At 53.5% G+C, this 14,144-nt stretch carries 9 protein-coding genes; 8 read left to right on the forward strand and 1 reads right to left on the reverse strand.

Annotation, left to right across the window (positions count from 1 at the left end; all coding sequences use genetic code 11):
* The first annotated feature begins 59 nt into the window (after positions 1 to 59).
* The 7 genes from PSCS_RS11115 (at position 60) to PSCS_RS11145 (ending at position 10,257) form a co-directional block, all read left to right on the forward strand.
* Entirely contained in the window at positions 60 to 1,550 is a 1,491-nt protein-coding gene (locus PSCS_RS11115; RefSeq protein ID WP_068812164.1) for a leucyl aminopeptidase, read from the forward strand.
* A gap of 56 nt (positions 1,551 to 1,606) precedes the next feature.
* A complete protein-coding gene (locus tag PSCS_RS11120; protein ID WP_068812165.1) occupies positions 1,607 to 2,473 on the forward strand; it encodes a DMT family transporter in 867 nt (288 codons plus the stop codon).
* A 57-nt stretch (positions 2,474 to 2,530) separates the two neighbouring features.
* The gene (locus PSCS_RS11125) at positions 2,531 to 3,607 is read left to right on the forward strand and encodes a radical SAM/SPASM domain-containing protein (protein WP_068812166.1); all 1,077 of its coding nucleotides are present in this window, start codon (positions 2,531 to 2,533) and stop codon (positions 3,605 to 3,607) included.
* Entirely contained in the window at positions 3,604 to 4,878 is a 1,275-nt protein-coding gene (locus PSCS_RS11130; RefSeq protein ID WP_082866329.1) for an ABC transporter substrate-binding protein, read from the forward strand. The genes PSCS_RS11125 and PSCS_RS11130 overlap by 4 nt, the downstream gene beginning before the upstream one ends.
* Positions 4,865 to 6,622, forward strand: coding sequence for an ABC transporter permease (locus PSCS_RS11135; RefSeq protein WP_068812167.1), 1,758 nt, complete (start codon positions 4,865 to 4,867; stop codon positions 6,620 to 6,622). Before PSCS_RS11130 ends, PSCS_RS11135 begins: the two co-directional genes overlap by 14 nt.
* A complete protein-coding gene (locus PSCS_RS11140; protein WP_068812168.1) occupies positions 6,619 to 7,254 on the forward strand; it encodes an ATP-binding cassette domain-containing protein in 636 nt (211 codons plus the stop codon). Before PSCS_RS11135 ends, PSCS_RS11140 begins: the two co-directional genes overlap by 4 nt.
* 192 nt (positions 7,255 to 7,446) lie before the next feature.
* A complete protein-coding gene (locus tag PSCS_RS11145; RefSeq protein ID WP_068812169.1) occupies positions 7,447 to 10,257 on the forward strand; it encodes a valine--tRNA ligase in 2,811 nt (936 codons plus the stop codon).
* Positions 10,258 to 10,371: 114 nt separating this feature from the next.
* On the opposite strand, the gene PSCS_RS11150 is transcribed toward PSCS_RS11145, so the two are convergent.
* Positions 10,372 to 12,804, reverse strand: coding sequence for a DUF5916 domain-containing protein (locus PSCS_RS11150; RefSeq protein ID WP_068812170.1), 2,433 nt, complete (start codon positions 12,802 to 12,804; stop codon positions 10,372 to 10,374).
* A gap of 205 nt (positions 12,805 to 13,009) precedes the next feature.
* Between PSCS_RS11150 and PSCS_RS11155 the strand changes: the two genes are divergently transcribed.
* Complete coding sequence (locus PSCS_RS11155; protein WP_068893731.1) at positions 13,010 to 14,056, forward strand: hypothetical protein; 1,047 nt, start codon at positions 13,010 to 13,012, stop codon at positions 14,054 to 14,056.
* Positions 14,057 to 14,144 lie beyond the last annotated feature (88 nt).

Below are 14,144 nucleotides of genomic sequence, written 5' to 3' on the forward strand. Positions count from 1 at the left end.
TATCTAGCATGACAGTAATTTATTCGTTTCAGTAGATAGACTTAAGAAGGCCAATTGCTATGAAGTTTCAGTTGCTCACTGAAAAAAACCGCCACAAGAAAACCGACTGCCTCATCGTTAACGTGCTGGATGACGGTTCACTGGCTGATACCACGCTTAAAGCCGTGGCTGGTATCCAGACAGTGGTCGACAAAGTACGCAAGTCCGGTGACTTCTCTGGCAAACTCGCAGAAACTGCAGTCATCAGCCTCACCGATGACCTGTTTGCCAGCCGCTTATTGCTGGTCGGCGGTGGAGCGCCTGATAAGTTCGACGCAAAAAGCAGTATCAAAGCGATCCGCGCCGCAGTGTCAGCTCTGGCGAAAACTGCCGCCAAAACAGCGACTGTGTCTGCCAGCGGATTTCAACCGACAGATCGTGAAATTGACTGGACCATCACCCGTTTGGTCCAGGAAGCAGGTAATACTGCCTATCAGTACGACCGCACCAAAAGCAAAAAGGCCACACCAGCCAAACTCACCACTGTTCAGGTGATGCCCTGTGACCAGATGCCACGCAAAGCACAAAGCGCGGCCATTGATCTTGGTGAAGCCATCAGCCTGGGTATGTCGACAGCCCGGGAACTGGGGAATCTGCCTGGCAACATCTGTACGCCTTCTTTTCTGGCCCAAACTGCCACGGAAATGGGTCTTAAGTACAAATCACTGAAAGTCAAAGCCCTGACCGAAAAACAGATGGAACGTTTAGGCATGGGTTCACTGCTCTCAGTGGGTCATGGCTCGAAAGAAGAATCCAGATTAATCGTCATCGAACACAAAGGTGCCAAGAGCACGACCGAAAAGCCATACTGCCTGGTGGGCAAAGGCATTACCTTCGATACTGGCGGCATCAGCCTGAAACCCGGCGCTGGCATGGATGAGATGAAGTTTGACATGTGTGGCGCCGCATCCGTCATTGGCACCATGAATGCTGTCGCAGAACTGAACCTGCCAATCAATGTGGTGGCTGTTGTAGCTGCCGCTGAGAATATGCCCGGCAACCAGGCAACCAAACCCGGTGACGTGGTCACCAGCATGTCAGGCAAAACCATCGAGGTGCTCAACACTGATGCCGAAGGTCGCCTGGTACTGTGTGATGCCCTGACATACGCTGAGCGTTTCAAGCCAAAATCCGTTATTGATGTCGCCACCCTGACCGGCGCTGCCGTGGCTACCTTCGGTAATGTGAACACCGCCATGCTGAGTAATAACGAAGCCCTGGCACAGGAACTGTTTGCCCTGGGCCAGGACGTCCGCGATACGGTATGGCAGCTGCCACTGGATGATGAGTATCAATCGTTGCTGGATTCCAACTTTGCCGATATTGCCAATATTGGCGGCCCACGCGCCGGCACCATCACTGCGGCGTGTTTCCTGTCACGGTTCACGGAAAACTTCAACTGGGCCCACCTCGATATTGCCGGCACAGCCTGGAACAGTGGCGCACAAAAAGGAGCCACTGGACGCCCGGTACCATTATTGGTCGAGTACCTTAAACGACAAAGCAACTGAACTGACCGACCAGGCACTGTGCAGCAGCTGTCTGCCGGACAGCGAGGGTTTACAGTATGACCGGTCATACGCTGCGCAGTGCCATCATCCTGCTTATTGTGGGAAACGCGCTGGCGGTCCTTTCCGATGTCGTCATCAAGATAATGGGGGCAGGCGTCCCGGTTTTTCAGTTCATGTTCTTGCGAACGGTACTGACTGTTGGTGTGTTACTGCCTTTTTCCAGGCATTTTAGCTGGCGTTCATTGCCACAGGGGTTTGGTATTCACCTGATACGGGCGGCTCTGAGTCTGCTCGGGGTGTTTTGTATGGTCATTGCCCTGACGACTTTACCCCTGGCAACAGCCAATGCTGTATTCTACCTGGCACCCCTGCTGATCATGCTGTTTGCCTGGCTCGGCTTCAAAGAGCGCCTGACCCTGCTCAGCATCAGCGCAGTCGCCAGCGGTTTGATCGGTACCCTGGTGATACTGCAGCCGTTGAATTTCGGCTGGGGCGCTCTGGCGGCGCTGGGTGGCGCCCTATCAATGGCGCTTAATTCCGTGCTGGTTCGCCTGTTGCCGGATAACCAGACCTCTGTGCAGCAATTGCTGATTAATGCACTCCTGATGCTGCCCTTGTCAGCCATATTTTTCGGAATCGAATGGCAATTGACAGCCCCCGGGTTCCGCCCCGACCTGGCCATCTTTGCCTTGACTTCAGGTGTGCTGATCATTTGCTATAACTGGACCGTACTACTGGCATACCGCCATGTTGCCGCCAACGCAGTGACCAGCGCCGAGTACACTGGTCTGATCTGGGCGATACTGATCGGCTGGCTGGCTTTTGCTGAAACACCGGGCTTGGGTTTCCTGCTGGGCAGTGCCATGATTGTAGTACCGTTGGTCGCATTGAGCTTTCGGCAACATAAATACCAGCCATACTGAAAGAATGCGGGTATTGCTGCGGTCACCTGCAAAAATCACAACAAGGTCCTGATACAGATGGAATCCATATATTACGTGCTTTGCTGGCACTGTCACCGCCGCTGCAAACACTGCTATGACGATCGCTTTCACCCTTACGTCCGGGATGAACTTGATCAGGTTGTCAGCGAAGCACGGGACAATGCCCCCAGGATTATTGCCAACTTACCTGACAGCATGCGTTTTCTGGATGCGGAGGCATCAGGTGATGAAGCAGTATATCGCACAGGCCGGATTATTCTTTCTGGTGGTGATGTGCTGACTGACCCTGTCCGGGAAAATGTGCTTTACCCCACGCTGGAAGCGATTCAAGATAAATATAGGGACAAAGGCGGCGTTAAAGTCATCGTTCAGACCACTGGCGACCTGCTGACTGAAAAAATCCTTGCTGAACTGCTCGACCGGGGTGTCTGGTCAGTCTCAGCAGCCGGTATGGATGATTATCATGTTGGCATGCAGGGTGAAAAACGCCAGCCCCTGATCGAAAAGCTCCGTGATATGTTTGAATCTGCGGGCATGATCAGTATGGCGGAACATGCTCAGCGACGCCTCAGTGATGCAGATTCAACACCCGTCTATACTTTATTCGGCGCCACCGACGAAAGCTGGATTGGCAAGCTCTGGCCCAGAGGGCGTGCCTGGCGCAATGACCTGTCTAAGGCGACTATGGCAGATAATTTCTGTAACGCCTGGTCAGGCGGTCTGGGCTTTCTGCAGCAGGGCAAAAGCGGCTCTGAGGTTTCAATCGACCCGGACGGCAATGTCTACCCCTGTTGTATCAAGACTGCCACACCACTGGGCAACCTCGCCGAAGAGCCATTGACAGAGATCCTCTACAGCGTCGCTGAGCTGCCTGCTATTCAGGCCATCAACCAGGGACAGCCACAATTGATGGGACTGGATGACGGCTGGCAGGAAAACGATTTCCTGAATGCCTGTCATACGCAAACCCCGACAGGCAATGAGTATGCAAACCTGTGCATCGGCTGCGACAAGTTTCATCAAACGGTACTTGGGCCTCAACTCAATCAACTGCAGTCACAGCGACGCGCCAAACGCCTTGGCGTCATCGCCAGCACAGGCCAGCCGGCATGAACCACCAGCGTTGCACACAAGCAGCCATTGCTACTGTCGTTGCAAAAGCGACGCTGGCTGCCATAGTTACGATAGCAACGATCGCCGCGATAATTTTCTGGGCAACGATGCCGAGGGTGTTTGCAGACGAAAACGCAACCTGGCAAAACACAGTCAGTCGAGCTCAGGGACAGTCTGTCTACTTCCACGCCTGGGGTGGTGAACAGCGCAACAATGCTTACCTGGCATGGGTCGCTGAGCAGGTTGAGGCAGAGTTCGACATTGTTCTTAACCACGTAAAAATCCGTGATACCGCCACGTCCGTTTCTCGTGTCCTGGCAGAGAAGGAAGCCGGTAACACAGAAAACGGCGCAGTCGACCTGCTGTGGATCAATGGCGAAAATTTTGCCAGCATGAAAACCAACAACCTGCTGTATGGCCCCTGGGCGGAGCAGTTGCCCAACTTTCGACTGGTCAATGCCGACGCAAACCCGGAAATGCGACACGACTTTTCTGTACCGGTCGAAGGATACGAATCACCCTGGTTACGTGCACACCTGGTATTTTATTATGACAGCGACTACCTGGAGGTTCCTCCCCGCAACATGCAGGAACTGCTGCGCTGGGCCAGGGCAAACCCGGGTGAATTCACCTATCCAAAACCACCGGATTTTCTCGGCTCAACCTTTCTGAAACAGGCGCTGGCAGAACTCAGCACGCAGCCGGAGGCACTACAGCAGCCAGTTACCGAGACTGACTTTGACGCAGTCACTGCACCGCTGTGGGCATTCCTCGATCAATTGCATCCGCATTTATTGCGCCGTGGTCGAACCTTTCCTGCCAATGGTCCTGAAATGAGACGTCTGTTAGCCGATGGGGAAACCTTGCTGGCTTTCAGCTTTAACCCGAATGATCCGGTCAACCGCGTTCAGCGGGGAGAGCTGCCTGACAGCATTCGCAGCTATACAATGCGTACCGGCACCCTGGCCAATGTCAGTTTTGTTGCCATTCCTTTCAATGCGACCAACCCGGAGGCCGCTATGGTGGTCGCCAATTTCCTGCTGTCTCCGCAAGCCCAGCTTCGCGCGCAGGACCCCGAGCATCTGGGCAGCACCAGTGTGCTTGATCCCAAGATGCTGACAGCCAGACAACGCCAGGCTTTCGCGGCAATGACACAATCACATCCGGCTGCACTGCCGGAAGGTGAAAGAGGCAACGTATTGTCGGAGCCACACCCGGACTGGATGCCTGCACTGGAGACTGCATGGATGCGGCGTTATGGTGTCAACTAAAGACCTGAAAGCTGCGCAGGCATTGGCTCCCTGGCTTTTACTCATTTTTCTGGCGATACCGGTGCTGGTCGGACTCGCCGGTGTATTACTCCCCAGCATCGGGTACTCCTCTGCTGCTGATCAGCAGGCGTTGTCGCTGCAAGCATGGCAATCCTTATTTAGTACACCCGGCCTTTTTCACAGTGTACTGCTCAGTGTGATACCGGGCCTCTTGTCTGCCTTGATCGCCTTTATCATTGTGTTCAGTTTTCTGGCTACCACCAGCGGTGGCAGAACATTGAACTGGATACGCCGGATGACAGCCCCTCTGCTGGCATTTCCGCATGTCGCAGCAGCATTTGGCATCGCCTTCCTGCTGACTCCTTCGGGTTTTTTATTCCGGCTGGTTTCTCCCCTCGTCAGCGGCTGGGAGCGACCACCCGACTTGCTGATAATCAATGACCCCTGGGCACTCACCATGACGCTGGCACTGATCATGAAGGAAGTGCCGTTTCTGCTATTAATGGCATTGGCTGCCCTGCCGGCGATCCAGGCCGACCAACGACTGGCCGTGGCGCGCTCGTTGGGATATCAACGCTCTACGGCCTGGCTGTGGACCGTTGCGCCCGCACTGTACCCGGCCTTGAGACTGCCGATTTTTGCTGTCATTGCCTACGCCTCCACTTCCGTGGAAGTTGCCCTGATACTTGGGCCATCATTGCCGGCGCCACTCAGTGTACGCACCCTGTCATGGTTTAATGACCCGGACCTGTCACTACGTAACCTGGCCTCGGCAGGCGCCTTGCTGCAAGTGGCTATCACAGCCGCTACGATCGGCCTCTGGATACTTGGGGAGCGAATGATCAGCCGGGTTCTGGCGTATTACCAGCAATCAGGGCAGCGTGACTTTGGGGCTCGCCCACTGGCATTGCTGGGGCGTACCGGATTTATTGTCACGTTTTCCATGCTGACCCTGGCATTAGTCATACTGATCATTCAGGCTTTTGCGGGGCGCTGGCGATTTCCCGACAGCTTTCCTGACAGTCTGACTCTTGGACACTGGCGTGCGCAGCTGCCCTTGTTATGGGATTCGCTGGCAACGACAGTGACCATCGCTGTGACCACTGTCCTTATTGCTTTTGTTCTGATCGTGCTCACCCTGGAACAGCAGGTGAGCTCTGCCCGGGTTCATATCGGCACCGGTACTCATGGGAATGCTCTTACCAGAGTAAATCACCACCACATCATCAGCCGCTTGCTTTATCTGCCTTTGTTAACGCCGCAGATCGCTTTTCTGTTTGGTTACACCGTGTGGCTGGAGAAGATGCAGATCCCACCCGGTTTGCTGACGGTTGTCCTGGCTCACCTGGTTTTTGTTATTCCATACATGTATTTGTCACTGGCTGACGCTTACCGGGGGCTGGACAAACGCTGGCCCATGCTGGCGGCATCGTTACGCATCACACCCGCACGTTTTTTCCTGCGTATCAAATTACCGATGCTGATCGCTGCTTTGCTCAGTTCTCTGGCCATTGGTTTTGCTGTCAGCAACGGACTTTATTTACCGACACTGTTGGCCGGGGGCGGCCGTGTCAACACAATCACCACCGAAGCGATGACCATGGCAGCAGGTGGCAGCCGCAGTACCATCGCTGTCTGGGCACTGATCCAGGCGGCGTTACCTGTGCTAGGCTTTGCCACAGCGTTATTACTCCCCAGGCTGATTTGGAAAAACCGCCGCGGCATGAAAGGGTTTATGCAATGACCATGCAGTCTCTACAGCTAAAGCAGCTGACGCTGTATCTGCAACAGAAATGTCTGCTGAAACTGGATACGCAGATTGCCCCGGGGGAGATACTGACCGTGATGGGGCCATCCGGCTCCGGCAAATCCAGTCTGCTCGCTGCCATTGCCGGCTTTCTCACGCCCGAATTTAAACTCGAGGGCCAGGTCCATCTGGGCAACCGGCGCATTGACCAGCTCCCTCCTGAGCAGCGCGGCGCCGGCCTGCTTTTTCAGGATCCCCTGCTCTTCCCCCATCTGTCTATTGCCCAGAACCTGGTATTTGCCATGCCTGCCAGCACCAGGGATAAACAGGAAAAAGTCAGCGCCGCATTAATGCAGCTGGGTTTGGCAGGCTATGAGCAACGCGACCCGGAAACCTTATCAGGTGGCCAGAAAACGCGTGTTGCACTGCAGCGGCTGTTATTTTCGCAACCGCAAGCCGTGTTGCTGGACGAACCTTTCAGCAGCCTGGATACTGACTTGCGACAAGAAATCCGCAAGCTGGTTTTTGATGCGCTGACAAAAGCCGGGTTGCCGGCCGTGCTGGTCACCCATGACCAGGCTGATGCGGATGCAGCTGACGGCAGAATCATTAATCTCCAGGACAGCTGAACCTCGCAGCATACATGCACCATGGCGGCTCATCGGGTATACTTGACGGATTTCCCGGAATGTTGTTGAACCGCGCCTGTTAATGGTCGTGGTGGCATCACTTTCTTCCCGACCTGGTGGGTCTTGCGTAAAGCTTAGTGGCTCTAGCGCAGGGGCCACTAACAAAGCCGACGGAGCTGATCAGACAGGACCATGGATAAGACGTATCAACCCCAGCAAATTGAACAACAATGGTATGAGACCTGGGAAAAAGGTGGCTACTTCACCCCCAGCGGCCAGGGTGAATCCTACAGCATCGTGATTCCCCCACCCAATGTCACCGGTCGTTTGCACATGGGGCATGGTTTTCAGAATGCCATCATGGACGCCCTGATCCGCTACCAGCGCATGATGGGCAAGAACACCCTCTGGCAGGTCGGTACTGACCATGCCGGCATTGCCACGCAAATGGTGGTGGAGCGGCGCCTGGAAAAAGACGGCGTCAAGCGCACCGATCTGGGCCGAGAAACGTTCAACGACGAAGTCTGGAAGTGGAAAGAGCAGTCCGGCGGTATCATTACTCAGCAAATCCGTCGCCTGGGTGGCTCCATTGACTGGTCACGTGAGCGCTTCACCATGGACGAGGGTCTGTCTGCAGCCGTGGAAGAAGTGTTTGTTCGCCTGTTTGACGAAGGCCTGATTTATCGCGGCAACCGCCTGGTGAACTGGGACCCGAAACTGCACACCGCCGTTTCCGACCTGGAAGTCATCAACGAAGAAGAAGACGGGCATTTCTGGTACTTCAAATACCCACTGGCTGATGGTGCCACCACTGACGATGGCAAAGACTATATTGAAATAGCCACCACTCGTCCGGAAACCCTGCTGGGTGACACAGCGGTTGCTGTCAGCCCCGAAGATCCCCGTTTCAAGTCACTGATCGGCAAGTTTGTTGACCTGCCCTTGTGTGACCGACGTATCCCAATTGTAGGTGATGATTACGTCGACCCGGAGTTTGGTACCGGCTGTGTAAAAATCACCCCGGCCCACGACTTCAACGATTATGAAGTTGGCAAGCGCCATGATCTGCCCATGATCAACATCTTCACCATTGATGCGGCTATCAATGACAACGCCCCGGAGGCCTACCGCGACCTGGACCGTTTTGATGCCCGTAAAAAACTGGTCGCTGATATGGAAGCCGCTGGCCTGCTGGTCAAAGTCGAGCCTCACAAGCTGAAAGTGCCTCGCGGTGATCGCAGTGGCGTGGTGATTGAGCCTTACCTGACCAATCAGTGGTACGTTGCTGTTCAGGAACTGGCCAAACCTGCCATCAAAGCCGTGGAAGACGGTGATATCGAGTTTGTTCCCAAAAACTGGGAGAACACCTATTTCTCATGGATGCGTGACCTGCAGGACTGGTGTATTTCCCGGCAGTTGTGGTGGGGGCACCGTATTCCGGCCTGGTATGACGCAGACGGCAATATCTATGTCGGGCGCAGCGAGGCGGAAGTACGCAGCAAATACAAGCTGGCAGATGACCTGGCACTGGAACAGGACGAAGACGTTCTGGACACCTGGTTCTCGTCAGCGTTGTGGACCTTTTCGACGCTGGGCTGGCCAGATGATCCGGAAACTCTGAAAACATTCCATTCCACGGACGTGCTGGTGACTGGCTTCGACATCATTTTCTTCTGGGTGGCCCGGATGATCATGATGACCCTGAAGTTTACCGGCGAGATCCCTTTCAAAAAGGTGTACATCCACGGCCTGATTCGTGATGGACAAGGTCAGAAGATGTCCAAGTCCAAAGGTAATGTACTCGACCCGATCGACCTGATCGACGGTATCAGCCTGGACGACCTGATCGCGAAACGCACCGAAGGTCTGATGCAGCCACAACTGCAGAAGAAAATCGAAAAAGCGACTCGCGATGAATTCCCGGACGGGATTGTGGGATATGGCACCGATGCACTGCGCTATACCTATTATTCACTGGCGTCGACAGGGCGCGACATCAAATTTGACGTCGGCCGCATGGAAGGTTTCCGTAACTTCTGCAACAAGATCTGGAATGCCTCGCGCTATGTGATCATGAATACCGAAGAAAAAGGCATTCAGTTCACACCGCAAGACGTTCAGTCACTACAGTCAGACCCGAACCTCAGCCTGGCGGATCGCTGGATCCTGTCACGCTTGCAACAGACTGTGACCCAGGCTCATGAGCACATGGCCAGCTACCGATTTGATTTGATGTCACAGGCGATCTACGACTTCTTCTGGAACGAGTACTGCGACTGGTACGTTGAACTGTCCAAGCCGGTTCTCTGGGATGCTGACAACCAGCCAGAGCGCGCTCGTGCCGCTCGCTTAACGCTGCTGACGGTTCTGGAAAGCAGCCTGCGCATGGTGCACCCGCTGATGCCGTTCATCACCGAAGAGATCTGGCAGAAGATCGCCACGCTGACCGGACAGCGCCAGGATGGCGACAGCATCATGCTGCAGCCCTACCCCATGGCCAACGAGGCATTAATCAACGAAAGTGCTGAAGCGGATATCGAATGGGTCAAAGGCGTCATCGTTGGTATTCGTAACATCCGTGGTGAAATGAACATTCCACCCGGCAAGGCTTTTGCTGCCCTGTTACGCAACACCAGTGAAGCGGATCGTCGCCGACTGGCAGAAAACCAGGCAACCTTGTTGAAACTGGCCAAGCTCACCGAGCTACGGGCTGTTGAAGACGGAGAAACAGTGCCGGCAAGCGCCACCCAGCTTCACCAGGACATGGAAATTCTGGTACCACTGGCTGACCTGATTGATAAAGACGAGGAAATTGCGCGTCTGAACAAGGAAATTGCCAAGCTGGAAAAAACCATGCAGGGTATCAGCAGCAAGCTCGGCAATGAAAAATTTGTTGCCAAAGCGCCGGCCGAACTGGTTGAAAAAGAAAGAGAAAGAAAAGAATCTACTGAACGTGCTATGGCAGCGTTACAAGACAAACTTGCAGAGATCAAGGCACTATAACGCCCTCGATCCAAACCACGGCAAACAAAAAAAGGCCAGCTGACACTTTTCGTCACTGGCCTTTTTTAAGAGCAATCCAATCGATCAGATCTCTTTCATCAAATACCTAATACATCAAGTACCTAGTCTGTACCGAAGTTTTATTACCAACTGACTCAGCAAGGGGTTCTGCCAGGCATCATCAAACTGATCACTGAAGTCATACACACCTTCACGTCGGTTAGCATTTCTTGTATAGACAATAAACAGATCAGACAACGGCGCGATTTCCCAACGATATCGCATCTGGAAGTTCATTTGCGAGATTGAGAAATCACCTGGCGTAGAAGCGTGCTGAGGCACTTCGATCAAGTCACGGTTCCGGGTAGGTGCATCAGCAGGTAATATGAAGTAGCGATCCCCCAGGGCTTTAATGCCTACCCACTGCATACCGGCACTGAACTGCTGTTTCGCAGTCAGATAATACTCCATGCGCAAACCGGTTTCCCACTGACTGGTTTTAAAGGCCGTGAAGCGTTGATCACCCTGGTGCAGTAACCAGCCATCCCGATCCTGATAGGTACCCTCAACAGAAAAATTGAGATTATCCATAGCACGCCAGTTGAACGATGCGTCATATTTCTCGCTGTTACCGCCCGCCAGCTCTTCAGAACGTCCGACACCAACTTTCCAGCTAAACGGCAATGCCGTGTTTGTGCTGTAGCTGATATTTGAATTTACACGCTCACGTGTTGCAAACGTTCCATTACCAAAGCTGTTACGATCATCGTATCGCTTGGGGAAGTACATGAAACTGAAGTCGACCTTATCCAGGTTATTCAGGGTAACCGTTGTACTCACCACAGGAATCGCATTATTGGTGCGATCACCATCGAGGTTTTCTTCATAACGCAGGAATGGGCTTACCCGAATATCGCGGACTCGCGTCAAACCGGTTTTGACCCAGGAAAAACGATACCAGGCTTCCCAGACATTGTTTCTTTCCTGGTAACCAAAGTCGTTCACATCAATGGTGTCATCGAGATAAGTCAGGTTCAGCGTGTGAGTGAAACCCTGACGAGGGGTATACACAATATCCGTATAGGCACCATAGCCTTCACCATGATCACCGGAGTCGGAGTTAACAACGGCACCATCAAAACTCCAGATACCGCCCTGGGTCAGGTAGCGGTAATCCACGGCATGAACTTCTGCATCTGACTCCTCATGCCCAACCAGCGTGCCAATGTAACCCAGACTGCGATACGCTGCGCCCGTATTGTTGCCGTTATCTTCATACAGCATACGAAAGGCAGTAAAATCACGACCGGTTTGTTCAACAGTCTGACCAGCCACATCAAAATTAGTATCATCTTCAGAGGCCGCCAGCACACCATAGCGGAAACTGCCGGCCTGCCCGGTTGCTTTGACGGCACCTAACAGATCCGCATTGACGGTTCGTTGACGCTGCGATAATCCAGTACCCGGTGGCAGGTCATCCGGTTGTCTGGGTCGCCCACCGATGCGGCGCGTGTTGAGAATGGTAAAACGCTTACCGGAACTGCCATTGGCCCGTGATGTGACGTTAAAGATTTCCTGGCCTTCCTGGAAAAACAGACGTTTATCCGGGAAAAAGGTTTCATTCGCGGTCAGGTTAACATCCACGTCATCCGCTTCGGCGGAACCAAAGTCAGGATTCAAGGTGGCGGTGAGCTGGAAGTTGCTCGATGGACGCCAGAAAACGTCCGCACCGGCTCTGTGCTTCCAGCTTGAATCCACTTCGTCATAGGTAGAAGCCACTGAAGGGAATAAACTCCACTGTTGCTGAGGGTTCACCCCTTCCAGTTCCAGTAGCGGAAAATTACTCAGAAAAATCGGGTCTGATTTGGCAATAGTCGGCCAGGAAGAATTCTGGTTCAGGTGGGCAATAACCCGCTCTGCATAAAAACCGATCTGTCGGGCACCTTCACGCGATGGCATTGCCAGTTGCCCCCAGGGGACATAGAACTCTGCTGACCAGCCATTCTCAGTTTCAGCGGTGGCGCCAAACCAGGCCCCGTCCCACTGACTGTTGTACTGTCGCTCCGGGAGGATAGTACCGTCTAGCTGATTATCACCCAGTGCCAGGCTCACCCAGTATCCGTATTGGCCTTCACCTGAACTATCGAGGGTAATGGAGATTCTGTCCCGGTTTACATTCCGGTTATCACGGCCCGTAATACGTCGAATCAAGGTTTCAGACGGCTGCTCCATCTCAACACCAATATAGATTCCATCATCGGTATAGAACGTCTTGATTTGCGTATCGTAAGGAGATGGCAGCAATGTTTCCGGCTCAACCGTGCCCATACCGCCATAAGACGTCGCGGTATTCCATACCGCATCATTAAGGCGACCATCCAGGTCGATGTCTACATTATCAGGTGCGCGGGTCAGTGATATGCGCAGCTCCTGGCCGACTCTGGCAACGGGTTCGTTCGCCTGACTGTCAGCATTTTGCGCATTAACGGCCTGTGCGACCGTTAATGCCAGCATGCCTGCCAGCGATACACGGAACGGTAAAGACAAAACAGCAATCCCCTTTTTATATTATATGTTCTGATGACAACCGAGCGAGTATACAGATATTGTCAAGGGGGCGCCGCCCGCAATTGCAGCAAAGTTTGTCTGAAACGTAACGAGACTGCTGATAATTTGACAACTTTTGTCATAAAGACCAAGATCTGACTTACCGCTCGGTATAAATCACAACTATCCCATGGAGGGAGGTAAGGTGTTTCATAATAACAATGACGTAGCAGAGATAAAAACAACAAGCATATTTGATAGTTTTCAAAAGCTTGCAATAACATCAAGCATCAGCCTGGCTGTACTGCTGCCCGGTATGGCAACGGCAGATGAAGGCATTCCCAGGCTTGGTAACGGGCAGCCAGACCTGCAAGGTGTCTGGAGCAACCGCACGCTGACACCACTGACCCGCGACCGGGAACTGGGTGAGACGCTGATTCTCTCAGAGGCTGAGGCCCGTGCCTGGGAAAGCGATCATGCCGAATTCATTGATTCAGAATATGCGCCCAGCGATCCAGACCGGGAAGCCGGGGCCGGCGCTCAGGGCAGCAACGACGGAGACACCGATGACGGTTACAATGAGTTCTGGAAAGACGTCGGCAGCCAGTTGCTGCAAATCAACGGCGAATACCGCTCCTCTATTATTGTCAGTCCGGCCAGTGGTCAGATTCCTTTTGCTGAAGGGGCTCGCAGTGCCATGTTTGGCAACCTGCCCGAAGGTGTCTCCCGTAACGATGGCCCGGAAGGACGCCCTTTGTCTGAACGTTGCCTGATTTCCTTTGGTACCCATTCCGGTCCTCCCATGCTGCCGGTGATGTATAACAATAACTATCAGATCGTGCAGACGGACGACTATGTGATGATTCTGGCTGAAATGATCCATGATGCCCGTATCATCAGGCTACACGGAGAGCACCGGCCTGAACTGGACAAGTGGATGGGCGATTCAGTGGGGCACTGGGAAGGCGATACCCTGGTCATTGAAACGCAGGGTTTCCACCCACAACACCGTATTTATGGCGCCAATGCGGAACTGTCTGTCACTGAGCGTTTGACTCGAACCTCCGAAGACCAGATTCTTTATCAGTTTACTGTTGAGGATCCCACTGTCTTCAGCGAACCCTGGCAAGGGGAACTGGTGATGAATGCGCGCCCGGACGATGAGCCAATCTATGAGTATGCCTGTCATGAAGGCAACTATGCTCTGCCAGGTGTCCTTGCGGGGGCCCGCCGCGACGAGGCCAGTCAGTAAGCTTCTGCACACAAATGGCGATAAAGTCTTTATACTGGGGCGGGTTGTCAGGGATATTTAACCTCGGCAACCCGCTGGTATTAAGGAC

It is taken from the genome of Pseudohongiella nitratireducens (assembly GCF_001642735.1).
In the GTDB taxonomy this organism is placed as follows: Bacteria; Pseudomonadota; Gammaproteobacteria; order Pseudomonadales; family Pseudohongiellaceae; genus Pseudohongiella; species Pseudohongiella nitratireducens.

What these genes read in the sequence shown, in the direction of transcription:
- PSCS_RS11120 (WP_068812165.1), top strand. Translation starts at nt 1,607, where the DNA reads ATGACCGGTCATACGCTGCGCAGTGCCATCATCCTGCTTATTGTGGGA.
- PSCS_RS11130 (WP_082866329.1), top strand. Translation starts at nt 3,604, where the DNA reads ATGAACCACCAGCGTTGCACACAAGCAGCCATTGCTACTGTCGTTGCA.
- PSCS_RS11125 (WP_068812166.1), top strand. Translation starts at nt 2,531, where the DNA reads ATGGAATCCATATATTACGTGCTTTGCTGGCACTGTCACCGCCGCTGC.
- PSCS_RS11145 (WP_068812169.1), top strand. Translation starts at nt 7,447, where the DNA reads ATGGATAAGACGTATCAACCCCAGCAAATTGAACAACAATGGTATGAG.
- PSCS_RS11135 (WP_068812167.1), top strand. Translation starts at nt 4,865, where the DNA reads ATGGTGTCAACTAAAGACCTGAAAGCTGCGCAGGCATTGGCTCCCTGG.
- PSCS_RS11140 (WP_068812168.1), top strand. Translation starts at nt 6,619, where the DNA reads ATGACCATGCAGTCTCTACAGCTAAAGCAGCTGACGCTGTATCTGCAA.
- PSCS_RS11115 (WP_068812164.1), top strand. Translation starts at nt 60, where the DNA reads ATGAAGTTTCAGTTGCTCACTGAAAAAAACCGCCACAAGAAAACCGAC.